The sequence below is a fragment of the Methanosarcina mazei S-6 genome, assembly GCF_000970205.1.
Lineage (GTDB): Archaea > Halobacteriota > Methanosarcinia > Methanosarcinales > Methanosarcinaceae > Methanosarcina > Methanosarcina mazei.
Genome location: NZ_CP009512.1, coordinates 2,748,962 through 2,775,409, shown reverse-complemented (window position 1 = coordinate 2,775,409; position 26,448 = coordinate 2,748,962). Strand labels below are relative to the sequence as shown.

The window sequence follows — 26,448 nt, the reverse complement described above, 5'->3', positions numbered from 1 at the left end:
AGTCACCTGTCCACTTCACTGGTACAGCCGTCCATGCTCCCCGAAATTGATACCATGTCTGCAACCGTTGTGCCTATGATAAGAGGGGGGAGAGCCTGCAGAGTCGGGTAATAGGGTCCTCTGACTTTTACCCTGTAAGGCCTGTCCGAGCCGTCGGAAATCATATACATTCCCATTTCTCCTCTCGGGTCTTCGACCCTGTAGAATACCTCGCCTGCCGGAACTCTCATTACTGGAGTCCTTTTGCCGTAAGGGGTTCCTTCCGGAAAGATAGGCCCGTTCGGGATCATGTCAAGGCACTGTTCTATGATGTAAATGCTTTCACGCATCTCGTTAAGCCTGACCTGAACCCTTGCAAAACAATCCCCTGCAGTTTCAGTGCAGACTTTAAAGTCCAGGTCCCTGTACACAAGGTAGGGTTCATTCTTCCGGATATCGAAAGGAACTCCGGTTGCCCTCAGGACAGGCCCGGAAACCCCAAGGCTTTTTGCTTCGTCTGCTGTCAGGACACCTATTCCGATAGTTCTCTCCCTGTAAATTGTATCTGAGTAGAACATTTCCTCATAATCACGGATGACTTTCTTGAGCTTGTTCAGTACCGGGATGGTTTTTTCTTTAAATCCTTCCGGGAGGTCGTCACGAACCCCACCGAACCTCAGGTAGCTGTGGGTAACCCTTGCCCCTGTGACCATGTCGATAAGAGTAAGAATGTCTTCCCTTTCCTTGATAGTGTACATGAACATGGAAACGAAGCCGATGAACTCCCCATATTCTCCCAGGCCAAGCAGATGGCTCTGGAGTCTTGAAAGCTCTTCCAGAATAACTCTAATATACTGAGCTCTCTCAGGGGGTTCGATATCAAGAAGCTTTTCAACGCATCCAACATAGCATTCTTCATTTGTAAGAGCTACAAGGTAACAGATCCTGTCAACTATGGTGATGCCCTGAAGGTAGGTCCTGTTCTCCAGGATTTTTTCAATGCCTTTGTGGATATAGCCCATTTCCACTTCAGCATCCATGATTGTTTCCCCTTTTAATTTCAGGTTCAACCTGAATGGTCCGGGCTGCATGGGATGCTGAGGGCCCAGGTGTACGATCATTTCATTTGATTCAAGCATTTCTTCCATTTTTCACCCCTCACACCAGGTTTCTTGCTGTCCTGTTCGGAAAACCCTCATAGTCTTTTCTGAGAGGCCACTCACCCAGCATGTCATCAGGGAGAACAAGAGGCTTCAGTTCCGGATGATCCTTAAAGAATATCCCGTAGAGTTCGTAGGTCTCCCTTTCATACCAGTTTGCATTCCAGTATACAGACACAACGGATTCTATTTCCGGAGAATCCCTTGGCAGTCTTGCTTTCAGCATAAGGACTACGGGGTGGTCATATGAAGCTATATGATACACTGCTTCGAGTTCGTCCCTCTGAGGATAGTCCACTCCGCTCACGGAACAGAGGTGGTCGAACTGAAGGGAGCCCTTAAGGTACTCGCAGACCTCCTTTGCTTTATCTTTGTCAACATATGCCCGGATACGGATTGGAGATTCGATCCCGGCTTCAGAAATCGCTTCCGGGAATTTCCCGGTTAATGATTCTATAATCGTTCTGGCGTCCATTATATTCCCTCAAATAAGCCTTAATCTCCTCAGTATTCCGTTCCCCGGTCCTTTCTGGCTTTTATTTTTTCCTGCAGTTCCACAAACCCCTGGATCAGGGCTTCAGGTCTGGGGGGACATCCCGGAATATATACATCGATAGGGAAGATTTCGTCGATGTTCTGAACAGTGCTGTAGGACTCGTAAAATGGTCCGCCGCTGATTGCACAGTCCCCCATGGCAATAACCCATTTGGGCGCAGGCATCTGGTCCCAGAGCCTCTTTAACGCCGGAAGATACTTTTTTGTCACGTAGCCGCTGATGATCATGACATCCGCATGCCTTGGGGAGTTCCTCGGAATAATCCCGAAACGGTCAGTATCATAATGGGCGCAGCCGGTTGCAATCATTTCCACACCGCAGCAGCCCATGGGCTGGGTCATGAACCAGAGAGAGTTTTTTCGACCCCAGTTGATTATGTCCTGAGCCTTTGTTTTCTTGAGGAAATTGTGGATTGCACTTGTAGTTGTTGTGATGACTCCGGGGACTTCTTCTTCCGGGTTTTCCTTTGAGTTATTCGTTTTTGTCTCCTTCACTTCACCCATGTAAGGGCCTCCTTCTTCCAGAGATATACATATCCGAAGAGCAGTATGAAAATGAATACAAACATTTCAACCACTGCAATTGAGGTAATCCCATGCCCCTTATAGACTGTAGCCCAAGGGTAAAGGAAAAGCACCTCAATATCAAAAAGAACGAAAGCAATTGCATAGAGATAATACTCAACATTGAACTGGATCCTTGCAGTTCCTGTTGGAACGGAACCCGACTCGTATGTTGTGTATTTGCTGGCTGCTTTGCTCCTCGGACTCAGTTGTTTTACCATGAACATTGTCATGGGAGGCATGATCAGTCCCACGGCAAGAAATATGGCAACCGGTATATAGCTATCAATTATTCCAGACATTGTATCACCTATCAAAGTGCAGCAATCTGAAATTGCAGCGTCGCATGATTTTAATTTTTAATTTTCAAGATGCTGGACAAAAAGACTGTCCGAATCTTCCGGTTATTTACAAACCATTTGACCGGTACAGGCCCGGTAGAGAATGTCTGTACCCAGGTGCCTTTTTACTGAAGATGGCTCTTGAATATGGACATCCTGACTCCCAGGCCTTGAAAAATTTACTTTTCGATGCCCAGGATTATATGATAAATTTCCGAAAGTCAGGAGAACTCCATCCTTCCGATGGTTTTGACTCATTCGCGTGAAAGTAATATAATTAATAATTAAGATTAAAGGTAGCTAGCTAGTTCTGCAAATAAATCAGGGGATATTTATAGTTATTTGCTAGATAATTAATATTATATAAATATTAAGTCTAAATAATTAAAAATCTGTTTTTAAAATATAGAAATGTCTAAATAAACTGGGGGAAAAGCCCTGGTCCAGTTACGAAATTATATATACCCCATAAATATGTTATTTTTTAACAGCTGTCATATTCTGGAAAGCAGTTTCCTGAAATTACAGGTTTTTTTCCAGGGAATGGCAAGGAATTATATATCTCCACTAATTATTTTTATCCTCATAAAAAATGCACTAAATATTACATAAATAATAATGATGAATCTGGAGGTTAAAGCCTTCTTGAGGCAAGTTATGGAATGAAAATAATAAGGAACTTAGTATGCTGAAAATTTTCCATGTAAACAGGAAAACAGGCAATTTTTTTCCATTAAAAAGAACTCGTTTCTTTCCTGGCAAACCCTGGGTATAATAATTGTGTATACATCTTATCTGTATTCCCTTAAGCTCTATTATACTCCGGATGGGATAATTTCATAGTATATTACCTATTACATAATACAACCGGCGCATAATAACCAGAAAATCCCGTCTCGCACCGGTGCTGAGATATGGGTCGATACGGTATACCAATACATTATAATAATCCTTTTCACGATAGAAAAGCTGGTGGAACTCATGAAGATAAACGATAACTGTGTAGGGTGTGGCCAGTGCGCTTCTTTTTGCAAAAAGGGAGCAATAGAAGTAAGGGGGAGAGCACGGGCTACTGATGCCTGTGTGGATTGCGGGATGTGCATCCCCTACTGCCCTGTGAAAGCTATTGAGGTGCCGGCATGAAAACGGTTGTCATAGGTGCAGGACTTGGAGGGCTTTTAAGCGCTGCCCGTTTATCAAAAGCAGGGCATGAGGTTGAAGTTTTTGAAAGGCTTCCCATCACAGGTGGCAGGTTTACCAACCTCAGTTATAAAGGGTTCCAGCTATCCAGCGGAGCTTTCCACATGCTTCCCAACGGACCCGGAGGACCCCTTGCCTGTTTCCTCAAAGAAGTCGAAGCCAGTGTAAATATAGTGAGGTCAGAAATGACCACTGTACGCGTCCCCCTCAAGAAAGGAAACCCGGACTACGTGAAAGGCTTCAAAGATATTTCTTTCAATGATTTTCCTTCTCTTCTTTCCTATAAAGACCGAATGAAAATAGCCCTCCTGATTGTCAGCACAAGGAAAAACCGTCCATCCGGAAGCTCGCTTCAGGCCTGGATTAAGAGCCAGGTCAGTGATGAATGGCTGATAAAATTTGCCGATTCTTTCTGCGGCTGGGCTCTCAGCCTGAAAAGCGACGAAGTCCCGGTAGAAGAAGTTTTTGAGATAATTGAAAACATGTACCGGTTTGGAGGAACAGGTATCCCTGAAGGCGGGTGTAAAGGGATTATTGATGCCCTTGAAACCGTTATTTCAGCAAATGGAGGGAAAATACACACCGGACAGGAAGTCTCAAAAATCCTAATTGAAAACGGAAAAGCTGCAGGAATAATTGCCGATGACAGGATACATGATGCTGACCTGGTTATCAGTAATCTCGGCCATGCTGCAACTGCTGTGCTCTGCAGTGAAGCCCTCTCAAAAGAAGCAGATGCAGCCTACTTTAAAATGGTCGGGACTCTTCAGCCTTCCGCAGGCATAAAGATCTGTCTTGCAGCAGATGAGCCTCTTGTAGGTCACACAGGAGTTCTGTTAACCCCCTATACAAGGCGCATAAACGGTGTCAATGAAGTTACTCAGGCTGACCCCGAACTGGCCCCTCCGGGAAAGCACCTTACCATGTGCCACCAGTATGTTGCACCTGAGAACGTTAAGAACCTCGAATCCGAAATCGAAATGGGTCTTGAGGACCTGAAAGAGATTTTCCCGGGTAAGAGGTATGAAGTCCTTCTTATCCAGTCATACCATGACGAATGGCCTGTAAACAGGGCAGCTTCGGGCACTGACCCTGGAAATGAAACTCCTTTTTCCGGGCTTTATGTTGTTGGAGACGGAGCCAAAGGAAAAGGCGGCATAGAAGTCGAGGGAGTGGCTCTTGGAGTAATGTCGGTTATGGAAAAAGTCCTCGGTTGAAGCCCGAAAAAACCAGAAGCAGGTGTTTTACATTACATCGAAAAAAGTTCCTTTCGTGACTTATTCAAAAAACGTTTTCATCCCTGTAACCAATATCTGCAGAAATCAGTGCGGTTACTGCGGCTTTCGGCGGGAACCCGGACAGCCCGGGGCCCGGCTCATGAAGCCTGAAGAGGTTATTTCTGTTCTTGAAAACGGAGTACGGGCAGGATGCACAGAAGCTCTTTTTACATTTGGGGAGCGTGCAGAAGAAGTGCCGGGATACGGTGAAATGCTTGAAGAGATCGGCTATTCCTCCACGCTTGAATATCTTGTTTTCCTCTGTGAAACTGCAATCGACATCGGTATTCTTCCCCATACGAATGCGGGGATAATGACCCGCTCCGAACTCGAAGCTTTAAAGCCCCTGAATGCAAGCATGGGGCTGATGCTTGAGAGCACGGCAGTTCTGGCCGCACATAAAGACTGCCCCGGAAAAATTCCGGAACGCAGGCTTGAAACTATTCGAGAAGCCGGAAAACTGAAGATTCCTTATACTACAGGACTCCTTATAGGTATAGGGGAGAGCAGGGACGACAGGATAGAATCACTTGAAGCAATTGCAGCTCTTCACAGGGAATACGGGCATATTCAGGAAGTGATCATCCAGAATTTTGCCCCAAAGCCGGGGACAGAGATGGAAAACTTTCCCGAGCCTGCTGTTGAAGAGATGATGGATTCCGTAGAGCTTGCAGCCCGGATTCTGCCCGGTGACGTGGCAGTCCAGGTTGCCCCAAATCTTATAGACCCGAAATCCCTTATCGCAAAAGGAGTAACTGATCTCGGAGGCATATCTCCTCTTACAATTGACTGGATCAACCCCGAAGCTGAATGGCCTGATGTGAAAAACCTGCAGAAAAAGCTGGGGGACATTCCACTTAAAGAACGCCTTCCAGTTTACCCTCCATACGTAAAAAAAGGGTGGTATTCGGAAAGGATTGGCAGCCTTATCAAGCGGCTCTCAGATAATAGCGGGTACAGGAAGCAGCCCGGAACAGAGAACGCGGAGGATTCAGAAAAATGAACAGCAGAATTCCCGAAGACCTCATCGAACGTGCACACAGGGGAAAAACCACAAAAGAAGACGCGCTCCTTCTTCTGGAGGTGCCCCCTTTCGAACTTTTCAGGTTTGCAGATGAACTCCGCGACCTGGCAGCAGGGGACACGGTTACCTATGTTGTGAACAGGAACATAAATTTTACAAGCCGCTGTACAGGAAGCTGCGGGTTCTGCGCATTCAGGACAGATGATGGTAAAGTCCTGAGCATTGAAGAAATTATGGAAAAGGTCAGGGAAGCCGAAAAGGCAAACGCCACCGAGGTATGTATCCAGGGAGGGCTGCTTCCTGATGTGGGTTTGGACTTTTACCAGGGGATCGTAGAAGCCATAAAGGCCGAATTCCCGGAAATGCATGTCCATTCTTTTTCGCCCATGGAAGTTTATCATGCTTCGCGCATCAGTGAAATCCCGGTAAAAGAGTCCCTGAGAAGGCTTAAAAGAAGCGGGCTTGATACCATGCCGGGGACAGCAGCCGAAATACTCTCCGACCGCGTTCGAAAAATAATCTGCCCCGCAAAACTCAATACTGCAGAATGGATCGAAGTGGTTACACAGGCACATGCTGCAGGGATTCCGACGACTGCAACCATGATGTACGGGCACGTTGAAACTCCTGAAGAGAGGATTAACCATATGCTCACTATCAGGGAAATCCAGAAGGAGACCGGAGGAATTACGGAATTTGTGCCCCTGCCTTTTATGCCCTATAACAATCCTGTAGGGGAAAAAATGATAAAGGAAGGCAGATATGCCACACCGGGTCTTGAAGACCTGAAAGTCTATGCGGTATCCCGTATACTTTTCCACGGGCATGTTGATAATATCCAGGCAAGCTGGGTTAAACTGGGAAAGAAATTTGCCCAGTTTTCTCTCCACTGCGGTGTCAATGACCTGGGAGGCACACTGATGGAGGAAAGCATTTCCAGATCCGCAGGTGCCTGCCACGGGGAAATGATCACTGTTGATGAGCTCGAATGGATGATCCACGGAGCCGGCAGGATCCCGAAAGAGAGGACGACCCTTTACAGGGAAGCGCATGAGCTGGCTTCCAGGAATTCTCGAAAGATTGCCGGGTGCGGAGCTTTCGAATAAGCTGAAAAGCCGGCTAACAGTCAGGATAACGATGATTTTAAAAAAGGATGATCGGATGTACACGAAAAAACCGACAATTCCCGAAAATGTTATTGAAAGGGCATACAAGGGAAAATGCACTAAAGAAGACGCCCTTCTCCTGCTTGAAGGAAACCCTTTTGAGCTGTTTGAGCTTGCCAATGACCTCAGGGCAATTGCTGCAGGCGACACTGTCAGCTATGTGGTAAACAGGAATATTTATATCACAAACAAATGCGTCGGAAACTGCGGGTTCTGCGCCTACAGGACAGAGAAAGGATATATCCTGAGCATTGAAGAAATCCTGAAAAAAGCAGGGGATGCGAGAAAAGCCGGAGCCGTGGAAGTCTGCGTTCAGGGAGGGTACACCCCGGAAGCTGATATGGAATTCTATCTTGAGGTTATAGAGTCCTTAAAAGCCGAATACCCGGACCTGTGCCTTCATGCCCTTTCCCCTATGGAGGTCAACTACGCAGCAGAAACCTCGGGTATGTCTGTTGAAGAAGCCCTCCGCAGGCTTAAAAAGAGTGGTCTTGATTCCCTCACCGGGACTTCAGCCGAGATCCTCTCTGACAGGGTAAGAAAGATCATCTGCCCTTCAAAAATCAGCACCCAGCAGTGGATTGATACTGTGACCGCAGCACATAAAGCAGGCATTTCCACCAATGCCACAATTATGTACGGGCATGTCGAGACCCTTAAAGAACGTCTGGACCATGTCTTTACTATCCGCGAGATCCAGAAAGAGACAGGCGGGTTTACGGAACTTATTCCAATGTCTTTTTTGCCTTACAACAACCCTGTAGGGGAAAAAATGCTTGCATCCGGAAAATTCTCAAGCACAGGGCTTGAAGACCTGCAGCTCATAGCTATTTCCCGCGTAATTCTGCACACCTACGTTAAAAATATCCAGGCTACATGGGTAAAATTGGGAAAGAAACTTGCCCAGGTGGCCCTGCAGTGCGGCGCAAACGACCTCGGAGGCACGCTTATGGAAGACCAGATCTCGACAGCTTCCGGGGGCAGCCACGGGGAGTATGTATCTCCTGCAGAGTTTGAATGGATGATTAAAGGGGCAGGAAGAGTCCCGGTGCAGAGAGATACCCTTTACCGGAAGATAGAATCAGGGTTTCCGGGGCAGGAAGGCTTATTTCCCGGTTACGCAAAAGCAGGGATGGGCAGCAAAGAGTAAGAGACTGAAAAAAGAGATTTCTTTAGATCTGAATATTAAAAGAATTTGTTGAGATAAAAAACGAAAATGAAAAACGAAATTATGCAGGAGTCCAGATGAGAGCCGTAATCCCCTATAAGAAAGCCGGCGCAAAATCAAGGTTATCGCCTGTACTGAGTTTGCAGGAAAGAGAAGAATTTGTAGAACTCATGTTAAACCAGGTAATATCTTCTCTCAAGGGAGCCGGAATAGAACAAGTCGACATCCTCAGCCCATCTGTCTACGGGCTTGAGGAAATGACTGAAGCAAGAGTTCTGCTGGACGAAAAAGACCTGAACGAAGCCCTTAACAGGTATCTCAAAGAGGCAGAGGAGCCTGTCCTTATTGTTATGGCTGACCTCCCTCTCCTCTCTCCTGAGCATATAAAGGAGATAAGCTCAACGGAAAAGGATGTCTGCATCGTTCCGGGAAAAGGCGGCGGCACAAACGCTCTTTTCATAAAAAATCCCTCGAAATACAGGGTAAAGTATTACGGCTCGAGTTTTCTAACTCACTGCTCGATTGCAACGGATTCAGGCCAGGACTTTGAAATCTACGACTCTTTTATGGCAGGCACGGACATAGATGAGCCTGAAGACCTTGTAGAGCTTCTCATACACGGCAAAGGTGCTGCAAAAGACTATATTGAGAGTAAATTCAGACTCGAAGTCAAAAAAGGAAGGGTCGGGCTGGTTCCACTTTAATCTGGCAGAATGAAAAGTGTCAAAATAACATTTAAGGTTATTTTCTCACTTTTCTCTTTTTTTAATTTCTCACTTATTACATCGCAACTCCCAGAAAATCTTCGATTTCCTGAGATCTCGAAGCGAAACTCGGGTGTCGAAACGTTCCCTTTCCTCCCGAGACGGTGTCCGGGGTTCAAAAATTTTAAATAGATGATGTGTAATTAAGCTATGAATAAAAAAATCAATTATTCATTGATATTATTGGTTTTTGATTCTGAACAGATTGATACAGGCTTTGTAAACTTGATAAATCCGGGAATTTATTCCCAGAAGAGGTGAGCCACTGAGATCTTTTACAGAGGAAGAAAGAGAGATCATAAAACGAAATATTATAGACCGTGGGAAGGACTGCTTTGCCAGGTATGGAGTTAAGAAGACAGGTATTGAAGACCTTACCGAAGGGCTGGGAATTTCAAAGAGTTCTTTTTACTCTTTTTTCAATAGTAAAGAAGACCTCTTTTTGCAGATCTATAAAGAAGAACGGGAAGCTTTAAAGGACAGCATACTCGAAAATTCCTTCCTGAAGTACAGGGATGAACCCGATAAAGCGATTCGAGCTTATCTCCGGTATGTGCTCAATATCGTCAATAACCACCCGATCTGGAGAAAAGTTTTTATTGAGAAAGAGCACCTTGAACTGAAAATTTCCCGATCTTCTGAAGAAGAAATTAAACGGATTTGCAGGGATAATGTGGAAACGATCATCCCTTTCTTTGAAGAATGGGCAGATGCTGGACTTCTTATCGACAAGCCCGCAAAGATCCTTGCTGAAACAACACAGGCGGTTCTTTCCCTAATTCATTTCAGAAATGAACTCGAAAATGACGATTTTCCAGAAATTATGGATATTTTTATTGACCTCCTGGCAGAAAACATTGTAAAAAAGAAATATTAAAGTTTCAGGCAGAGTGAAGGAAAAGCGGCCTTATGAAAATGTATGTTTGACCAGAAAATTAGATTCTTGAAAAGTAGTTAAGAACCGCTGGTTAGAACTGCTAACCTCGAACTATTAACTTAGAGTTGTTATCCAGAACTGCATCCAGAACTATTAACTAAGAGTTGTTATGTAGAATTGTTAATCCAGAACTGCTGTTCTTTTTGAGGCATGCAGTCAGTAAGCAGTTAATTGCTATGTTTATAATTGCTATGTTTATAATTGCTATGTTTATAATTGCTATATTTATAATTGCTATGTTTATAATTGCTATATCTATATTTAGAATAAAATCACAATTAAAAACAAACTCACAGTAACTTCCGAAAGGCAAGGTACAATTTATAAAGATCTGACATTACTAATTTGTATATTGGAAAAATTTGCTGGAAAAAACTTTCCAGAACGCGCTGGTCTGATAGAGCCAATAACTTTAAACTAGATTAATACATTAATTGTGAAAACTATTCCAGAAAGTGATTCTCTCCGGATGAACTGGTCCGAATTAGAGCCTCATCCTGCCGAAAAGAAAACCCGTGAATAATATAAAATCCGAAAAGCTCGGAAAAGGCTTATATTAAATTATAAAATTTCAATATATTATTTAAATTAGACTTTCATGTATTATCTTACATTAATTAATCTAAAATAATGTGGAACCGCACTGCTGTGCCTTTCCATTTACGCCGTACTTTCTTAAAAAAGACAGTATCTGCTGGTTAAGGATTATGATTTACCTTTAAATTTGACAGGTGAGCTGGTGAGCGTAAACATAAACAGATATAAATGTGGATATTGTGGGGCCTGTGTGGGAGTTTGCCCTAAAGGAGCACTCGAACTTGTAGAAACCTGGATTGAAGTAGATGAAAGTATCTGTATCGTGTGCGGGATATGCGATCGCATTTGTCCTGTGGGAGCAATCGAGGTAATGAAATGAAGGACAAGTATGATGTTCTGGTTATAGGAGCCGGTCCTGCAGGTTCCATTGCTGCAAAAACTGCTGCGGAAAAAGGGCTTGATGTACTTTTAATTGAAAAACGCCAGGAAATAGGTGACCCTGTACGCTGCGCAGAAGGCGTGAACAAAGAGTGCCTTAAAAAGCATGTGGAAATAGACAAAAGGTGGATCTGCGCTGATCTTAAAGGTTCCTGTATTTTCTCCCCGGACGGCACAAAGATAGAGATGGCTGAGGAAATCTCCGGAGGAGAAGTCGGCTACGTGCTTGAAAGAAAGGTATTTGACCGCGCCCTTGCAGAACATGCCGCAACCGCCGGGGCTGAAGTCCGGGTAAAGACAAGAGCTACAGGTCTTATTATTGAGGATGACTTTGTAAAAGGAGCCAGACTCATGCACCTTGGGAAAGAGTATGAGGTGCGTGCCAGCATAGTAATAGGCGCTGACGGGGTTGAATCAAAGGTAGGCAGATGGGCAGGAATAGATACAGCACTCAAGCCTGTAGACGTTGAAACCTGTGCCCAGTACCTTATAGCAGGTGCAGATATAAACCAGGAATACTGCGAGTTCTATATAGGAAATGAAATGGCACCCGGGGGCTATGTCTGGGTTTTCCCCAAAGGAGGAGGCAAAGCCAATGTCGGGATAGGGATTCTCGGAAGTAAAATGGGCAAATTCAAGCCCAGGCCTGTTGATTATCTGAATGATTTCGTGCAGAAGAAATTCCCTGATGCCAGAATAGTTGAGATGGTTTTTGGCGGAGTCCCGGTCTCAGGCAGCATCGAAAAAACCTCAGTTAACGGGCTTATGCTTGTAGGAGATGCTGCACGCCAGTCAGACCCGATAACAGGCGGAGGGATCCTCAATGCCATGGACGCAGGCAAGCTGGCAGGAGAAGCTGCCTATGAAGCCATATCTGCAGGAGACGTCTCCGTGGTAAAGCTTGAAGAGGTATATGAAAAAAAGTGGAGGGACACAGTAGGGCATGATATCGATATGAGCCTTATCGTAAAGAACTGCTTTATCAACCTTACTGATGATGATCTTGACTCGCTTGCCCACTCATTAAAAGATGTCAAATTCGAGAGAATGAGCCTTCTTGACCTTCTTCAGGCTCTCTTCAAAGCCAACAAGAAACTGCTCTGGGACCTTCGTGTGCTTTTCAAGGATGCGGCAAAAGAAGTGATAAAAAATAAGACATAAAAAATAAGACATGATGCCTGTTTTTTCAGGCATTTTTTATTCTCTTTTTTCTGGTCTACTTTAGATTTCCTGCAGGGGTTCTGTCTGCAAATCCTGTTTTTCTAAATTTTACTTTTTCCAGGCATCTTGGTTTTTTTCATGGAATTATTTATTCCAGAACTCAGGAGTAAAGAGCACGATTACCGTGTAGATTTCAAGCCTCCCAATCCACATATTGGCGATCAGGATTAATTTTCCCAGGGGAGGAATGGGGTCAAAAGAACCCATAGGACCTACCACACCCAGGCCCGGACCTATGTTGCCCAGGGTAGCAATGGAAGCTGTAATTGAAGTTATGATGTCCATTCCCAGGACAGAGAGGATAAGGGCGCTTGAGATAAAAATAAGGAGGTAAATCACCACAAATGAGATTATAGAGCTGATAATCTCATCAGGCACGGCTTTATTGTTGAATTTAACGCTTTTTATGGCTCTGGGGTGAAGAGCCTTGAACAATTCCGTTCGGCTGTGTCTGAGTAAGATAAGAATGCGTACAACCTTGATGCCTCCACCTGTAGAACCTGCACAGCCTCCAATAAACATAACTAAAAGAATCACCATTTTTGAAGATTCTGACCAGAGATTAAAATCAGCTATTGCAAACCCGGTACTTGTCATTATCGTAACTACATGAAAGATTGCAAGCCGGAATGAATCAAAAAAGCCAGTATTAAGGTCCCTCCATAGCAGAAGAGTAAGGAGCCCGCTTGCTGACAGGACCAGAGCTGTATAGAAACGGAACTCATCGTCTTTAAGCAGGAAGTCCCTGTCAACATAAATCGCCCTGTAATGGAGTGCAAAGTTTGCACCGGCAACGAAAGTGAAAAAAGTTATTATATACTCAACAAGAGGACTGTTAAAAGCACCAATACTCAACCCGTAATTGGAGAAACCTCCGCAGGCCATCGTGGTAAATGTATGGTTTACCGCATCGTACAGCGAAAGACCTGCGAGCAGAAGGGTAACTACCTGGGCGAATGAGATTACGAAGTAAACCATCCACAGGATCTTTGCTGTTTCCCTGATTCTTGGTTTCAGCTTATCTTCTGTTGGGCCAGGGGCTTCAGCCCGGAAGAGCTGTCTGCCTGCAACTCCGAGTTTTGGCAGAATGGCTATGAAAAGCACGATAATTCCCATACCGCCAAGCCACTGCATCATGCCTCGCCAGAAAAGGATTCCTTTAGGGTGGCTTTCTATATCCGTGAGGATTGTCGAGCCTGTGGTGGTAAAGGCTGACATGGATTCAAAAAGGGCGTTAAGCGGGGAAATCCCGTCAAGCACAAAAGGGATTGCTCCAAAAACCGCAGCAATAAGCCAGCCCAGTCCAACGATTGCAAAGCCTTCTTTGCGCATCCATTCTTCATCAGTTTTGTAGGAAAGAAGGATCAGGCCTGTAATAACGGTTATTGCTATAGATACAAGAAACGGAGTCAGATCTTCTCCATAGTAGTACGCAACTCCGAGAGGAACAACCATGATTATCCCGAGAAGCCTGAGTAAACCGCCAAGCACATAAAAAACAATCTTAATATTCATGCCGATCCTCTATTTTTACAGGTGATGACTCTTTCAATCTACTCATGACTATTCATATTTATTTCTTGCTTAAACAGCTTCTCAAAAATGAGGGACAGATGAAGAAGATGAAGAAAGAGTTTCGTATTTAAGATTTTCGTATTTATTGCTTACTTAAACAATTTCTCAACAGAGCGGACTGCGGAGGAAAGGGCAAAGATAATAACTCTATCCCCTTCCCTGATGATGAATTCCCCTCTGGGAATAATGACATCATCATCATGGACTACCATGGTAACAATCGCACCCTTGGGAAACTTTATCTTGCTAAGCGGTTTTCCTACGATTTTGGATTGTCCTGATGCAGTATATTCGATAATTTCCGCTTTTTCGCCTTCAATTGTCGCAAGGGCTTCTATGCCTTTTCCCATGGTAAGTTTGAGGACTTCATTTACGGTTGCTTCTCTAGGGCTTACTGCAATGTCGATCCCAACCATCTCAAAAAGAGGGACATAATCCGAGCGGTCAGCTCTTGCGATTACTTTTTTTGCTCCCATTTGCTTTGCGAGCAGGGAACAGAGAAGGTTTTTTTCGTCATTGTCCGTAACCGCAATAACGACATCCATATCCTCTATGTTTTCTTCCCTGAGAAGGTTGACATCAGTGCCGTCCCCATTGAGTATAAGTGCATTTTCCAGCATCTCTGCCACTTCTATACAGCGGCTTTTCCTGTATTCGATAACCTTGAGGTCTGCGTTCTCATCCTTATCTATAATCTTGGCAAGGTAAAAGCCTACAATTCCGCAGCCAATTAGAAGAATTCTATTCCGGTGAGGTCCTTCGTTTCCGAAAACGTTTTCAAGGTCCGCCATGGCCCTGGGCTTGCCCACAACTACCATGTGGTCATTTGCCTTTATGAAATCGTCTCCGTGAGGGATGATTATATCATTATTCCTGAATATTGCACTGACGATGCAGCAGTCCTCAAGCTCAATATCCTGCATGCGCTTTCCAACAAGCCTGTTGTCCGGGCGGATGGCAAATTCCATCATCTGAACTTTGCCCCCTGCAAACATTTCCGCGTCTATTGCAGAGGGATTTGAGAGCACTTCAGCGACTTCCGAAGCAAGAGCAAGTTCAGGGCATATCATTATGTCTACCCCTACCTGAGCTCTGGACGTAACCGGCACATCAATATAGTCAGGGTTGCTGACCCTGGCAATGGTTTTTGTTTCTTTCCAGCCCGGATGTGCCCTTAATATAAGCTTTGCAGTCATACAGGCAACTATATTGACTTCATCAACTCCTGTGACAGCAACGAGAATATCCACATCAGGGAGGACACTTGCAAGAATATCTGCATTTGCGCCGTTTCCTTCCACAACCTGAACATCAAGCTCATCCGCCCGTCTCAGGGCATCCTCGTCATTCTCAATAACGATCACATCGTGTGTGAGGGAAAGGAACTTTGCTATATGATACCCAACTTCACCTGCGCCGATAACCACCGCTTTCATAAGATTCCCTCGAAGAAAAGACTGTTCCCAGATAGATTGCTCCTGCTTGCTTAAGTAGTCTTTGGAGAAAAAAACGTACATGGGAGGATTTCTAAGAAATCATTTAATGTGGAAAAAATGAAAAAGAACCAAAGAATAAAAATCCAGGGCTGATAAAATTTAAGTAAAGTGTGCTGTTCGGAGAGGATTGAAAGACTGAATTCAGGTGCATTTACAGGAAAAGCATGAGTGGAAAACACAGATGCCTGACAACTTCAGGCACATCTATTGTATGCCTTTAATGAAATTTTGTTCAGGAATGCCAGAAATCGCTTGTGAAGAGTACCAGTACGGTATAAACCTCAAGCCTTCCGACCCACATATTATTTATCAGGATAATTTTTCCCAGGGGAGGGAGTGCTGAAAAGTTTGCCATAGGTCCGACTACGTTAAAACCAGGTCCTATATTTCCAAGGGTTGCAATCGAAGCGGTAGCAGAACTGATCATGTCGACTCCAAGCAGAGTCAGGAACATTGCACTGAAGATAAAAACTAATATGTAAATCACAACAAAGGACAGGATGGACTGTAAAACATCATCAGGCACTGCTTTGTTATTGAATCTGATGGGCCTTATAAGCCTTGGATGAACAAATTTAAACAGCTCTCTCCTCGCATACTTTAACATCAGCAGAAAACGCACGACCTTCATGCCTCCCCCGGTGGAGCCTGCACAGCCGCCTATAAACATGACCGCAAAAACCAGGACCTTTGCCGAATCTGTCCAGAGGTTAAAATCAGTTGAAGCAAAGCCCGTAGCCGTCATGATAGAGGTAATCTGGAATATGGCGTAACGGAAAGAATTGAAAAGGGAAAAATCCATATCTTTGTACAGAACCAGGGTGAGAAGGCCTGAAAATCCCAGGAGAATAAAGGTATAAGCCCTGAACTCCTCATCTTTAAGAAGAAAGTTACTGTCAATAAAAATCGCCCTGTAATACAGGGCAAAGTTCGCTCCGGCTGCGAACATAAAAAATGTGAGAATAAATTCTATAAGAGGGCTGTTAAAAGCTTCAATCCCCAGACCATAAGGGGAATAGCCTCCACATGCCATGCCTGCAAAAGTGTGCGTGAGGGCGTCATACAGGGACATTCCTGCAAGCATCAGTGCCACAACTTCAACGGCAGAGATCAGGACATAAAGCGCCCACAGGATCTTTGCCGTATCTTTTATCCTTGGCTTGAGCTTATCTTCTGTAGGGCCCGGAGCTTCTGCCCGGAAAAGCTGGCGCCCCGCAACTCCGAGTTTTGGCAGGATAGCAATGAAAAGCACAATAATACCCATACCGCCCAGCCACTGCGTAAAAGAACGCCAGAAAAGAAGACTCCTGGAATAACTCTCAATATCCACAAAAATAGTCGAACCCGTTGACGTGAAACCCGACATTGTTTCAAACACGGCATCAATGAAGGATACGCCCTCGAAAAGGAAAGGGATCCCTCCAAAAATAGCTGCTGAAAGCCAGGTCAGAGCCACAATGGCAAGGGCTTCTTTCTGCTGCCATTCAGCACTGCTCTTGATGCGTGTAAGGAGCAAACCGGCAAGAAAGGTTATGAGAATGGAAACCGTAAACGGTTTCAGGGGTTCCCCATAATAAAAAGCCACTAAAAGAGGAACGAGCATTGTAAAAGCCAGAAGTATAAGAATTTTCCCAAGCGCATTATAAATAGCTTTTTTATTCACAGAAAAACCCCTGTCCCGTAAAACTTACTTGAAATATTTTCTTACTTGAAATATTTTTCTACTTCCGATGCTGCCGAAGCCATTGAGAAAATAACTACACGGTCTCCTTCATTGACAATGAAATCCCCTCTTGGGATTATAGTCTCCTTTCCGCGCACCACCATGTTAATAAGAGCTCCTTTGGGGAACTTTACTTTGTTTAAGGGCTTGCCCACAATTCTGGACTTCTCGGAGGCCGTATATTCTATAATCTCAGCTCTTTCACCCTCAATGGTCGTAAGTGTCTGTATACCTCTTCCCATGGTAAGCTTGAGGACTTCGTTTACGGTTGCTTCTCTCGGGCTTACAGCCATGTCTATCCCTACCATCTCAAAAAGAGGCAGGTAGTCCGAGCGGTCAGCCCTTGCAATTACCTTTTTTGCACCGAGCTGCTTTGCAAGCAGGGAACAGAGAAGGTTCTTTTCATCGCTGTCCGTAACCGCAACAACAACATCCATATCTTCAATATTTTCCTCTCTGAGAAGGCTGACATCAGTGCCGTCTCCATTAAGTACAAGGGCATTTTCCAGTATCTCTGCCACTTCTATGCAGCGGCTTTTGCTGTGCTCGATAATTCTCAGATCTGCATTTTCCTCTTTATCGATCAGTTTTGCCAGATACATCCCTACAATTCCGCATCCGATAAGGAGAATTCTGGTTCTATGAGACACCTTACTTCCGAAGACGCTCTCAAGATCTTCCATGGACTCCGGCTTGCCCACAACTACCATATGGTCGTTTGCTTTGATCAGGTCGTCTCCATGGGGAATTATTATCTGGTCTTCCCTGAAAACCGCGCTGACAATGCAGCAGTCGGCAAGCTTGAGGTCCTGCATATGTTTTCCTACAAGTTTGCTTTCAGGACTTATTGCAAACTCAGTCATCCTTACCTTTCCTTCGGCAAACATTTCCGCATCTATTGCGGAGGGACTTGAGAGTATATCGGCAACTTCAGAAGCAAGCGCAAGTTCCGGGCAGATCATAAGGTCAACGCCGACCTGGGCTCTTGATGTAACCGGAGAGTCTATGTAATCGGGGTTACTGACCCTTGCTATGGTCTTTGTATCTTTCCAGCCGTTTTTATTTTTCATAATCAGTTTTGCTGTCATACAGGCGACAATGTTAACCTCATCAACCCCGGTAACAGCTACAAGAAGATCAGCATTCTGCAGAACTCTTGAAAGGATCTCTGCGTTTGCTCCGTTTCCTTCAATTACGAGCACGTCAAGTTCGTCAGCTCTTTTTGCTGCTTCTTCATCTTTATCTATAATTACCACATCATTTTTAGGAGAGAGGGCTTTTGCAATATGGTAGCCCACTTCCCCTGCACCAATAATTACAGCTTTCATAGAACACCTTCAAAAAAACTGTTATCAATGAACCCGCCACTGCACGGATTCCTGAACGAGAAGCAACCAGCATAGGACTGAACGGTATAATACCGGGAAAAGTAAAAATAACTATAACAGAAGATAGCCGCAGTAAAAGCAGTCAATCCAGAACTAATTAAAACTAAAGAAAGTAACGCTAAATTGAATATAAAGAAGATACCGCGCTTAATACCTGGATTCAAATTGATTCCCGATACATGATGATAAATTAAAGCAAAGTTTCTCAGCGTGTTGATCATCTCTGGAAATTAAACGTTTTGCAGACCAGAATTTCTCAAGCCTATGCTTTTGCGAAATAACTATGGTTCCTAGGCATAGAATTAAAGAGGTGTATATAAATGTTTTTCAAACTTCCTTTAAAGAAAAGAATCTAAATAAAAAAGAATCCTGTATGAAGAATTATAATCAAAAAAAGGTGAAAAGGGAAAAAGAATAGAAGCCTGAGAAAATACCGGAGAACCGGCTAATATTGGAGCCAGAGGTATTATAGTCAACTTTCAAAGGCATCTTTTACCTTTTCGAAAAGTCCCTTGCTTTTCCTGGGTTTTTCGCTTTTCTGCTTATCAGATCTGCTCCTTTCCTCTGCTTCGGGCTTCTTCCCATTGCTCAGGTATTCGAACTGATGAAGAAGGTCTTTTTGTTCCTGAGTGAGTTTTGTTGGAGTCCTGATTATTACCCTTACGAGCTGGTCACCCTTGCCGTGGCCTTGCAGGCGCTGTATGCCTTTATCTTTGAGCCTGAATACGGAATGTGTCTGGGTCCCTGATGGAATATTCATTTTGACCTTGCCGTAAAGGGTATCAACCATAATGTCTGCTCCGAGTGCAGCCTGGGTGAAGGATATTGGAAGTTCGGAGATAACATCGTAATCGACCCGCTTGAAATATTTGTGTTCCATCACATGCACGATAATATAAAGGTCTCCGGAAGGCGCTCCCGGTTCTCCTGCATCTCCTTCCCCGCTGAGCCTGAGGGTCATACCAGAGTCTGCTCCTGCAGGTACGTTGACTGACATCTTTCTCCTGCTCCTGACCCTGCCCGCGCCGCTACATGTGGGGCATGGAGATTCAACTACCTGACCCCTGCCGTGACAGGCGCTGCACGTCGTGGTGCTTACAAACTGCATTCCCAGGGTTGAGCGGGTTGTACGGACCTGCCCCGTGCCGCCGCAGTTAGGGCAGCGCTTCGGGCTTGTGCCCGGCTTTGCTCCTGTGCCTGAGCAGGTAGAACACCTTTCTGTCCTTGGAATATCTATGTCCTTGCGCACTCCAAAAGCAGCTTCTTCAAAGGTTACATAGAGGTCGTACTGAAGATCGGAACCTCTCCTGGGGCCCATAGGACCTCCCCTTCTGCCGCCTCCGAAAAACATCTCAAAAATGTCTCCGAACCCGCCGAAGTCCGCACCCCGGAAGATGTCCTCTGCACTGTACTGGTTATCTATCCCTGCATGTCCGAAGCGGTCGTACTGAGCCCTTTTTTCTGCATCTGAAAGAACGGCGTAAGCCTCAGATATTTCCTTGAATTTCTCCTCAGCCCCGGGTTCTTTGTTCCTGTCAGGGTGGTACTGCAGGGCAAGCTTCCGGTATGTTTTCTTTATATCTTCGACTGAAGAGTCTTTGGATAATCCGAGAATTTCGTAATAATCACGTTTGGTAGCCATCAGGATTCCCTGTTGTTTTAAAAAAATAAAGGAGACGGAACCTGTGAACAGGTTTCCGGCAATGCCTGAGAATTCCCAGGCTTTATTTCTGTACTCTAATTCTTCTTCAATTACTTACGCTTTTCGTCGTCAACTACTTCGTAGTCAGCGTCAACAACGGTTTCATCCGGGCCTCTTGCATCAGTGCCGGCTGCTCCACCTTCTCCTCCTGCAGCCTGCTGGGCCTGCTGGGCTTTCTGGTACATGGCTGTGGAGATCGGGTATACGGATTCCTGAAGGGCCTCGGTTTTTGCTTTAATATCTTCTGCGTCCTTGCCTTCAAGGGCTTTCTTCAGGTCTTCAATTGCGGCATTGACTTTTGACTTCTGGTCCTCGGTTGCGAGGTCTCCTGCTTCCTTAATAGTTTTTTCTGCGGCATTGATAAGAGCCTCGGCATTGTTCCTTATCTCGACTTCCTCTTTCCGCTTCCTGTCTTCTTCGGCATGCATTTCTGCGTCCTTGACCATGCGCTCGATTTCGTCATCGGAAAGTCCGCCGGGTTTCTGGATGGAGATGGACTGCTGCTTGCCTGTGCCTAAGTCCTTTGCGCTTACGTGCAGAATGCCGTTTGCGTCGATATCGAAAGTAACCTCAATCTGCGGGATACCTCTTGGAGCCGGGGGTATGCCGTCAAGAATAAACCTTCCAAGAGTCTTGTTTTCGGAAGCAATTCCACGCTCTCCCTGAAGGACGTGGATCTCGACTGAGGGCTGGTTGTCAGCGGCAGTTGAGAAAATCTGGCTCTTTTTGGTCGGAATGGTGGTGTTTCTCTGGATTAACGGAGTTGCAATGCCTCCAAGGGTCTCGATACCCAGGGTAAGGGGAGTGACATCGAGCAGAAGGACATCTTTTACCTCTCCGCCCAGGACTCCTGCCTGAATTGCTGCACCTATTGCAACTGCCTCGTCAGGGTTGATGTTCTTGTAGGGCTTCTTTCCTGTGAAGTTTTCCACAAGTTCGACCACTGCAGGCATCCTTGTTGCGCCTCCGACAAGGATTACTTTGTCAAGGTCGTTTGGTGTAAGCTTTGCATCGCTGAGTGCACGGCGCATGGATACGAGGGTCTTTTCCAGGAGGTCCTCAGTCATTTTCTGGAACTGGGCTCTGGTAAGGTCGATGTCCATGTGTTTTGGTTCCCCGTCAGTGCCAACTGTCAGGAAGGGGAGGTTGATGTTTGTGTTTGCGACTCCGGAAAGCTCGATTTTGGCTTTTTCAGCAGCATCTTTAAGGCGCTGGAGTACTGCCTTGTCTTTGGAGAGGTCGATTCCTTCCGATTTCTTAAATTCTGCAAGCAGGTAATCGATAACGCGCTGGTCGAAGTCGTCTCCTCCGAGGTGGGTGTCTCCACTTGTGGACTTCACCTCAAAGACCCCGCCTCCCAGTTCCAGGATGGATACATCGAAGGTTCCGCCTCCAAGGTCGTAGACAAGAATCTTCTGGTCTATGTCTCCTTTATCGAGGCCGTAAGCAAGAGATGCAGCTGTAGGCTCGTTTATAATTCTGAGGACTTCAAGCCCTGCAATTGCTCCTGCGTCTTTTGTAGCCTGCCTCTGAGAATCGTTGAAGTAAGCAGGGACCGTAATGACAGCCTGTTTGATTGTCTCTCCGAGATAAGCTTCAGCATCTGCTTTCAGCTTCTGGAGGATCATCGCGGAAATTTCCTGCGGGGTATAATCTTTTCCGTTAAGCGTGACTTTGTAATTGGCTTCTCCCATGTGCCTTTTTATGGAATATACAGTATTATCCGGGTTCGAAATGGCCTGCCGCTTTGCGACCTGACCCACAAGTTTCTCACCTTTCTTGGAGAACCCCACAACTGAAGGAGTTGTCCTGCTGCCTTCGGCATTAGGGATAACGACAGCTTCCCCGCCTTCCATTACTGCCACACATGAGTTGGTAGTACCAAGGTCAATACCCAGTATCTTTGCCATGTTATATCCTCATAGTTAATATCAATTAAATTATACTTAGTTATCTGATAGGTTTGTAAATTGTAGTTATAGATTAATTAAAGTTTAATTTCCAGCCAGATGATCGGTAAAGATACCTGACAGGTTTACTTAAGCAGACCATTAATTCTTTGGTTTAGCCGGTTATTTCCATCAATTCTTTGGTTTAGCCGGTTATTTCCATCAATTCTTTGGTTTAGCCGGTTATTTCCATCAATTCTTTGGTTTAGCCGGTTATTTCCATTAATTCGGTTAATTTAACAAATTCAGTAATGATTCGGTGAATTCTCAGTTTGATTCAATGACTTACTTAGTTTGAGTTTGCCAAATTATCTGGCATGGAAGATTAATGATTGATTCTTGATAAATCCCTGTTTCAGGTTATTAAATAAAGTCTTATATTGTAACAGGATTTACTTCTCTGCCTCTTCAGGGCTCCTTGCTACTGAAACCAGGGCTGGCCTGACGACCTTCTCGTTCAAAGCATATCCCTCTTTATAAATCTCAACAATAGTGTTATCCGGAACTTCGGAGGTTTCTATGTGATGGATAGCTTCGTGTCTGTGAGGGTCAAACTCGCCTGCTTTTTCGCATTTTACTCTCTCAAGCCCGTACTTTTCGAGGATAGAGAAAAACTGCTTCGAAAGCTGTTCAATTCCACTTACAATTGGGCCCATGTCTTCTGCAGTCCTTGCAGATTTAATGGCGCGGTCAAAGTTATCCGTTACTTCGACAAAGTCAAGGAGCACCTGTTCAAGCACAGATTTCCGGTTTTCTTCCATCTGACGGGCGGTCCGTTTTCTGAAGTTATCAAAATCCGCTGCAAGCCGGAAAAGCTGGTCTTTGAGAATTTCGTTTTCTTCCCTGCATGCCTCTTCCGGGTTTTTTTCAGCTTCGGGACTTGAAGGTTCATTTTCAGGACTTACTTTTGTCTCACCGGCTTTTTCAGCCGGAGATTCGGAATTTCGGGCTTCGGAACGTTCAGCCTCTTTCTGGTTTCTTTCTTTAGAATCCATGTTTTCCTTTTTCCTGGATTTTTTCATTTATCAATCCCCATAAAATTATTCTAACTGTTTCGCTCGTCCTGATCTGTGATTGTTTGTAATTCTATAAATAGTTTTCTATGATTTGTACGGCATTTATCCTTTAGACAGAAGGAAAAAAGAAAAATCAGTAAAAGTGGTTCTCAAGTTTATGAGATAGTACTTTAATCATTATTATACCTGCAATCATGCAGGCCGCAACTGCCGAGATAACCTGCTCCCATCCGAGAACTGAAATGCCTCCTCCCAGGGCAAATTGAACGCCTCCCACGAGAGTGACAAACACAAAGGAAAGCCCGAAACCTGCAAATGCTCCTGCCACAAGAGAACTCACGGTATTAAGCCCCTGTTTCTCATAAAAAACCATTCCACCGATAAACATTACGGCGAAAATCATAAGCACAAACGCAGTAGGCAGAGGGCTTGATCTCGAAGAGAATATCTCAAATAACCCGAGCCCCATGTCAACCAGGAATATACCCATAAGAGCCGCAATAGTAAGGGTCCTTACAAAAGGATTTTCAAACAAAGACTGAGAATTTGGGTTTCTGCTGTTAATTTTACCAGCCACCGTTAATATTATGTGTTTATTTTTTAAGCTATAAACTATATAAATTATATAAACTTTTACTTAAATCTCCAGATCAGCTTCCTATCTTTCTTTTTTCCTTCCTACTCCCTTATAAGTTCTTTTTCCTGGCTTTCAATTATACTATCCTGTTCTATTTTATCAGAAAAATATTATCAATGACATCTGTTTTGATCTTTAAATCCGTTTTGATCTTTAAATCCGTTTTGATCTTTAATTTGAATCTTAAAAAATCCAGTCTGCCAGTCCGACATCCCACCAAAAGAAACAAATTTTTTCTTCTGCCCGAAAAAGACCCTTTAATTCCACACGATATCGAACTCCCCAACACCTTGCCAGGTCCTACTCCTCAAAATAAGAACGAAGTTGAGCAAAATAGTCGAACAAAGTAAAAGTAAATTGAGCAGCCTCTTTAAGAGCACCTCATTAATGTTAATTTTAGATCAGTCCTTTTAAGCCTAATTCACTCTACAACGTCTAAATTAGTCCTCTTGAGCGAGCAAAGCGAGCGAAAAGGACACCGTCCTCCCGAGACGGGACTCGGGCAAGACAAAAAATAATATAAAATGACCGGTTTTTCTTTTCCGATGAAGATCCTGATTGGAGAATTCGCTGTAGGTACGGATATTGAAAAGTCCCTTATTCCCGAGGGAGCGGCTATGTTGAAAACGCTTGCAGAAAGCTTTGTCCGTGTTGGGCATGAGGTATGTTATCCTTCTGCGGGAACGGAAATAGGTTCAGGCACAGCACTGAAGTCAACAGCTGACAGTTTCGTGCAGGTAATTGAGCGGGAAGCAAAGAACTGCGATGCCGGTTTACTCATCGCTCCTGACGGGATGCTTCCCGAGTTGAACAGGATTCTTGCAGAGAACACCGCTAACCTAGGTTGCTCACCTGAAGCTGCAGCCCGCTGTGCAGATAAACTCCGGTGCACTGAGATCCTGAAAACAGCTGGAATTAATGCTCCTGAAATTGTGCGGGAAGCAGAGGAAGGTAAGAAATACGTCATAAAGCCAAGGTTCGGATGCGGGGCAGAAGCAACATATCTGGTCTCAGGTTTTGAAAATACCGGAGAATTTATTGCAAGCGAATACATCGAAGGAGAACATCTGAGCGTAAGCCTTATTGCAGGAAATAAGCCGCTCCTACTTACAGTAAACCGCCAGTTCATCGAGTTTAATGAGCAAAAAGATGGAATAAATCCGGAGAATATCGAAGTTTCGGGCATCAAATACAACGGCAGCCTTACCCCGTATGAAACCCCCAGAAGAGACGAACTCTACGAGGCTGCGATCTCTGCAGTAAAATGCCTGGGATGCTTCGGGTATGTGGGTGTGGACATTGTACTTTCCGAAGTCCCTTATGTCGTGGATGTAAATCCAAGACCCACAGCTTCAATATTCGGGATTAGCAGGGTCATGCGGGAGGAAATAGGTGAGCTTCTCCTCACTAACAGGTTCGGAACACTCCCTGATTCCGTGAGGGTCGAGGGAGAATATCACTTTTCCAAAGATATGCTTGGCGAACTTTTTGGAAAGAATTGAGAGCCATAAAACGCAAACCTTCAGGCAAATGCTGAATATCCGGAAAATTACATACCTGAAAAAACACGGAAAGGAATTGAAATGAATTCAAAAACCATAGGGATAGACATTGGAGGGGCAAACACAAAACTTGCTTCCTCGGACGGGACTATTGTAGAGCTTCATTACCTGCCGCTCTGGAAAAACACCATGCTTCCAGAAGTCCTGAAAGAGATCTCGCAAAGGCTGAAACCTGAAAATGTCGCTGTTGTCATGACAGGAGAACTTGCCGATTGCTTTGAAGACAAAGAACAGGGCATCCGCTTCATAAAAGAAAACGTTGATTCTGCTTTTGGCTCCGGGAAAGTTTCATACATAAACAGTCAGGGAAGGTTCCGGAAAGAAAACGATCCCCTGAGAGATCTTGCTGCTGCAAACTGGGCAGCTTCAGCCAGGTTGATAGGGGAGGAGATTGGAGACTGTATTTTTGTCGATGTTGGCAGTACAACAAGTGATATTATTCCTGTTATATCGGGGGAGCACAGGGCAGGGCACACCGACTTTGAAAGACTTCTCAGGAGTGAACTTGTATATGCAGGCACGTTAAGGACAAACCTTGCCGCACTTCTTGAGAAGGTAAAGCTTGAAAAAGGCATATGCAGGACGTCTTCCGAGCTCTTTGCAACGACAGCAGATGCTTATCTGATTCTCGGGGAGATCAATGAAGATAAATATACATGTGAAACTGCTGACGGAGTCGGAAGAAGCAAAATCGAAGCCATGCGCAGGATTGCAAGGCTGGTATGTGCAGATCTTTCAGAAGTAGGGGAGACAGAGGTATACGAGATCGCAGAGCAGGTAAAGGAAAAACAGGTTTCTGCCCTTACTGAAGCTATTTCTGAAGTTGCGGAAAGGAACAGGCTTGAGAAAATTGCAGCAGCAGGCCTTGGGGAATTTTTGATATCTGAAGCCGCAGAGAGACTTGGGTTTGAATGCATTTCGGTTGCCGGGCGCTGGGGAGAAGAGATCTCTAAGGTATTTCCGGCATATGCTGCCGCTCGTTTGCTGGATAAATATAGTGAGTAAATAGTAAGTGAATAGCAAGTAAAAAGTGAGTAAATAATGAGTCAATAGCAAGTAAAAAATGAGT

At 44.7% G+C, this 26,448-nt stretch carries 23 protein-coding genes and 1 pseudogene; 12 read left to right on the top strand and 12 right to left on the bottom strand.

The window, feature by feature from the left end:
• Nucleotides 1-2 precede the first annotated feature (2 nt).
• Genes fpoD through fpoA form a run of 4 tightly spaced genes read right to left on the bottom strand, consistent with a single transcriptional unit; the run spans nucleotide 3 to nucleotide 2,575 of the window.
• A complete protein-coding gene (gene fpoD, locus MSMAS_RS11845; protein ID WP_048038228.1) occupies nucleotides 3-1,127 on the bottom strand; it encodes a F420H2 dehydrogenase subunit FpoD in 1,125 nt (374 codons plus the stop codon).
• 10 nt (nucleotides 1,128-1,137) lie between these two features.
• Entirely contained in the window at nucleotides 1,138-1,614 is a 477-nt protein-coding gene (gene fpoC / locus MSMAS_RS11840) for a F420H2 dehydrogenase subunit FpoC (RefSeq protein ID WP_048038230.1), read from the bottom strand.
• A gap of 29 nt (nucleotides 1,615-1,643) precedes the next feature.
• Entirely contained in the window at nucleotides 1,644-2,198 is a 555-nt protein-coding gene (gene fpoB / locus MSMAS_RS11835; RefSeq protein ID WP_011034408.1) for a F(420)H(2) dehydrogenase subunit B, read from the bottom strand.
• On the bottom strand, nucleotides 2,186-2,575 hold the full coding sequence (gene fpoA / locus MSMAS_RS11830; protein WP_011034409.1) for a F420H2 dehydrogenase subunit FpoA: 390 nt from the start codon (nucleotides 2,573-2,575) through the stop codon (nucleotides 2,186-2,188). The genes fpoB and fpoA overlap by 13 nt, the downstream gene beginning before the upstream one ends.
• A gap of 1,005 nt (nucleotides 2,576-3,580) precedes the next feature.
• Here fpoA and MSMAS_RS11820 point away from each other — a divergent pair.
• The 10 genes and pseudogenes from MSMAS_RS11820 to MSMAS_RS11780 all read left to right on the top strand — a co-directional run bounded on the left by MSMAS_RS11820 (nucleotide 3,581) and on the right by MSMAS_RS11780 (nucleotide 12,271).
• Entirely contained in the window at nucleotides 3,581-3,742 is a 162-nt protein-coding gene (locus tag MSMAS_RS11820; RefSeq protein ID WP_011034410.1) for a 4Fe-4S binding protein, read from the top strand.
• Nucleotides 3,739-5,016, top strand: coding sequence for a phytoene desaturase family protein (locus MSMAS_RS11815; RefSeq protein ID WP_011034411.1), 1,278 nt, complete (start codon nucleotides 3,739-3,741; stop codon nucleotides 5,014-5,016). The genes MSMAS_RS11820 and MSMAS_RS11815 overlap by 4 nt, the downstream gene beginning before the upstream one ends.
• Before the next feature lie 22 nt (nucleotides 5,017-5,038).
• Complete coding sequence (cofG, locus tag MSMAS_RS11810) at nucleotides 5,039-6,079, top strand: 7,8-didemethyl-8-hydroxy-5-deazariboflavin synthase subunit CofG (protein WP_011034412.1); 1,041 nt, start codon at nucleotides 5,039-5,041, stop codon at nucleotides 6,077-6,079.
• On the top strand, nucleotides 6,076-7,206 hold the full coding sequence (cofH, locus tag MSMAS_RS11805) for a 5-amino-6-(D-ribitylamino)uracil--L-tyrosine 4-hydroxyphenyl transferase CofH (protein WP_011034413.1): 1,131 nt from the start codon (nucleotides 6,076-6,078) through the stop codon (nucleotides 7,204-7,206). Before cofG ends, cofH (MSMAS_RS11805) begins: the two co-directional genes overlap by 4 nt.
• Before the next feature lie 55 nt (nucleotides 7,207-7,261).
• Nucleotides 7,262-8,416: a 7,8-didemethyl-8-hydroxy-5-deazariboflavin synthase subunit CofH gene (cofH, locus tag MSMAS_RS11800; RefSeq protein ID WP_011034414.1), complete on the top strand. Its 1,155-nt coding sequence runs from the start codon at nucleotides 7,262-7,264 to the stop codon at nucleotides 8,414-8,416.
• Nucleotides 8,417-8,511: 95 nt separating this feature from the next.
• Nucleotides 8,512-9,138 carry a 2-phospho-L-lactate guanylyltransferase gene (gene cofC / locus MSMAS_RS11795; RefSeq protein ID WP_011034415.1) on the top strand — a complete coding sequence of 209 codons (627 nt, stop codon included), beginning with the start codon at nucleotides 8,512-8,514 and terminating at the stop codon, nucleotides 9,136-9,138.
• Between the two features lie 292 nt (nucleotides 9,139-9,430).
• A pseudogene (locus MSMAS_RS19870) lies at nucleotides 9,431-9,589 on the top strand (hypothetical protein); the annotation flags it as partial.
• 51 nt (nucleotides 9,590-9,640) lie between these two features.
• Entirely contained in the window at nucleotides 9,641-10,075 is a 435-nt protein-coding gene (locus tag MSMAS_RS11790) for a hypothetical protein (protein WP_011034416.1), read from the top strand.
• A gap of 799 nt (nucleotides 10,076-10,874) precedes the next feature.
• Complete coding sequence (locus tag MSMAS_RS11785; RefSeq protein WP_048038239.1) at nucleotides 10,875-11,051, top strand: 4Fe-4S binding protein; 177 nt, start codon at nucleotides 10,875-10,877, stop codon at nucleotides 11,049-11,051.
• Entirely contained in the window at nucleotides 11,048-12,271 is a 1,224-nt protein-coding gene (locus tag MSMAS_RS11780; protein ID WP_015412585.1) for a digeranylgeranylglycerophospholipid reductase, read from the top strand. The genes MSMAS_RS11785 and MSMAS_RS11780 overlap by 4 nt, the downstream gene beginning before the upstream one ends.
• A 144-nt stretch (nucleotides 12,272-12,415) precedes the next feature.
• On the opposite strand, the gene MSMAS_RS11775 is transcribed toward MSMAS_RS11780, so the two are convergent.
• The 8 genes from MSMAS_RS11775 to MSMAS_RS11740 all read right to left on the bottom strand — a co-directional run bounded on the left by MSMAS_RS11775 (nucleotide 12,416) and on the right by MSMAS_RS11740 (nucleotide 23,715).
• On the bottom strand, nucleotides 12,416-13,846 hold the full coding sequence (locus tag MSMAS_RS11775) for a TrkH family potassium uptake protein (RefSeq protein WP_011034418.1): 1,431 nt from the start codon (nucleotides 13,844-13,846) through the stop codon (nucleotides 12,416-12,418).
• A gap of 149 nt (nucleotides 13,847-13,995) precedes the next feature.
• Complete coding sequence (gene trkA / locus MSMAS_RS11770; protein WP_015412586.1) at nucleotides 13,996-15,342, bottom strand: Trk system potassium transporter TrkA; 1,347 nt, start codon at nucleotides 15,340-15,342, stop codon at nucleotides 13,996-13,998.
• A 292-nt stretch (nucleotides 15,343-15,634) separates the two neighbouring features.
• Nucleotides 15,635-17,065, bottom strand: coding sequence for a TrkH family potassium uptake protein (locus tag MSMAS_RS11765; protein ID WP_011034420.1), 1,431 nt, complete (start codon nucleotides 17,063-17,065; stop codon nucleotides 15,635-15,637).
• 41 nt (nucleotides 17,066-17,106) lie between these two features.
• The gene (gene trkA / locus MSMAS_RS11760) at nucleotides 17,107-18,453 is read right to left on the bottom strand and encodes a Trk system potassium transporter TrkA (protein WP_011034421.1); all 1,347 of its coding nucleotides are present in this window, start codon (nucleotides 18,451-18,453) and stop codon (nucleotides 17,107-17,109) included.
• Between the two features lie 532 nt (nucleotides 18,454-18,985).
• Nucleotides 18,986-20,155, bottom strand: a complete 1,170-nt coding sequence (gene dnaJ, locus MSMAS_RS11755) for a molecular chaperone DnaJ (protein ID WP_011034422.1) — start codon at nucleotides 20,153-20,155, stop codon at nucleotides 18,986-18,988.
• A gap of 110 nt (nucleotides 20,156-20,265) precedes the next feature.
• On the bottom strand, nucleotides 20,266-22,125 hold the full coding sequence (dnaK, locus tag MSMAS_RS11750; RefSeq protein WP_011034423.1) for a molecular chaperone DnaK: 1,860 nt from the start codon (nucleotides 22,123-22,125) through the stop codon (nucleotides 20,266-20,268).
• 431 nt (nucleotides 22,126-22,556) lie between these two features.
• Nucleotides 22,557-23,186, bottom strand: a complete 630-nt coding sequence (grpE, locus tag MSMAS_RS11745) for a nucleotide exchange factor GrpE (RefSeq protein WP_048038245.1) — start codon at nucleotides 23,184-23,186, stop codon at nucleotides 22,557-22,559.
• Between the two features lie 127 nt (nucleotides 23,187-23,313).
• The gene (locus MSMAS_RS11740; RefSeq protein ID WP_011034426.1) at nucleotides 23,314-23,715 is read right to left on the bottom strand and encodes a hypothetical protein; all 402 of its coding nucleotides are present in this window, start codon (nucleotides 23,713-23,715) and stop codon (nucleotides 23,314-23,316) included.
• Between the two features lie 647 nt (nucleotides 23,716-24,362).
• On the opposite strand from MSMAS_RS11740, the gene MSMAS_RS11735 reads away from it, so the two are divergent.
• Both MSMAS_RS11735 and MSMAS_RS11730 read left to right on the top strand, forming a co-directional pair.
• Nucleotides 24,363-25,319, top strand: coding sequence for an ATP-grasp domain-containing protein (locus MSMAS_RS11735; RefSeq protein WP_048041568.1), 957 nt, complete (start codon nucleotides 24,363-24,365; stop codon nucleotides 25,317-25,319).
• 81 nt (nucleotides 25,320-25,400) lie between these two features.
• A complete protein-coding gene (locus MSMAS_RS11730; protein WP_048038798.1) occupies nucleotides 25,401-26,384 on the top strand; it encodes a hydantoinase/oxoprolinase family protein in 984 nt (327 codons plus the stop codon).
• Nucleotides 26,385-26,448: the final 64 nt, after the last annotated feature.

Bases quoted from the DNA above. Each gene is read 5' to 3' on its own strand.
- cofH (WP_011034414.1), top strand. From the start codon at position 7,262: ATGTACACGAAAAAACCGACAATTCCCGAAAATGTTATTGAAAGGGCA.
- MSMAS_RS11735 (WP_048041568.1), top strand. From the start codon at position 24,363: ATGAAGATCCTGATTGGAGAATTCGCTGTAGGTACGGATATTGAAAAG.
- cofH (WP_011034413.1), top strand. From the start codon at position 6,076: ATGAACAGCAGAATTCCCGAAGACCTCATCGAACGTGCACACAGGGGA.
- MSMAS_RS11820 (WP_011034410.1), top strand. From the start codon at position 3,581: ATGAAGATAAACGATAACTGTGTAGGGTGTGGCCAGTGCGCTTCTTTT.
- fpoD (WP_048038228.1), bottom strand. From the start codon at position 1,127: ATGGAAGAAATGCTTGAATCAAATGAAATGATCGTACACCTGGGCCCT.
- dnaJ (WP_011034422.1), bottom strand. From the start codon at position 20,155: ATGGCTACCAAACGTGATTATTACGAAATTCTCGGATTATCCAAAGAC.
- cofC (WP_011034415.1), top strand. From the start codon at position 8,512: ATGAGAGCCGTAATCCCCTATAAGAAAGCCGGCGCAAAATCAAGGTTA.
- MSMAS_RS11775 (WP_011034418.1), bottom strand. From the start codon at position 13,846: ATGAATATTAAGATTGTTTTTTATGTGCTTGGCGGTTTACTCAGGCTT.
- trkA (WP_011034421.1), bottom strand. From the start codon at position 18,453: ATGAAAGCTGTAATTATTGGTGCAGGGGAAGTGGGCTACCATATTGCA.
- MSMAS_RS11815 (WP_011034411.1), top strand. From the start codon at position 3,739: ATGAAAACGGTTGTCATAGGTGCAGGACTTGGAGGGCTTTTAAGCGCT.
- fpoB (WP_011034408.1), bottom strand. From the start codon at position 2,198: ATGGGTGAAGTGAAGGAGACAAAAACGAATAACTCAAAGGAAAACCCG.
- trkA (WP_015412586.1), bottom strand. From the start codon at position 15,342: ATGAAAGCGGTGGTTATCGGCGCAGGTGAAGTTGGGTATCATATAGCA.
- MSMAS_RS11780 (WP_015412585.1), top strand. From the start codon at position 11,048: ATGAAGGACAAGTATGATGTTCTGGTTATAGGAGCCGGTCCTGCAGGT.
- dnaK (WP_011034423.1), bottom strand. From the start codon at position 22,125: ATGGCAAAGATACTGGGTATTGACCTTGGTACTACCAACTCATGTGTG.
- grpE (WP_048038245.1), bottom strand. From the start codon at position 23,186: ATGAAAAAATCCAGGAAAAAGGAAAACATGGATTCTAAAGAAAGAAAC.
- fpoC (WP_048038230.1), bottom strand. From the start codon at position 1,614: ATGGACGCCAGAACGATTATAGAATCATTAACCGGGAAATTCCCGGAA.
- MSMAS_RS11730 (WP_048038798.1), top strand. From the start codon at position 25,401: ATGAATTCAAAAACCATAGGGATAGACATTGGAGGGGCAAACACAAAA.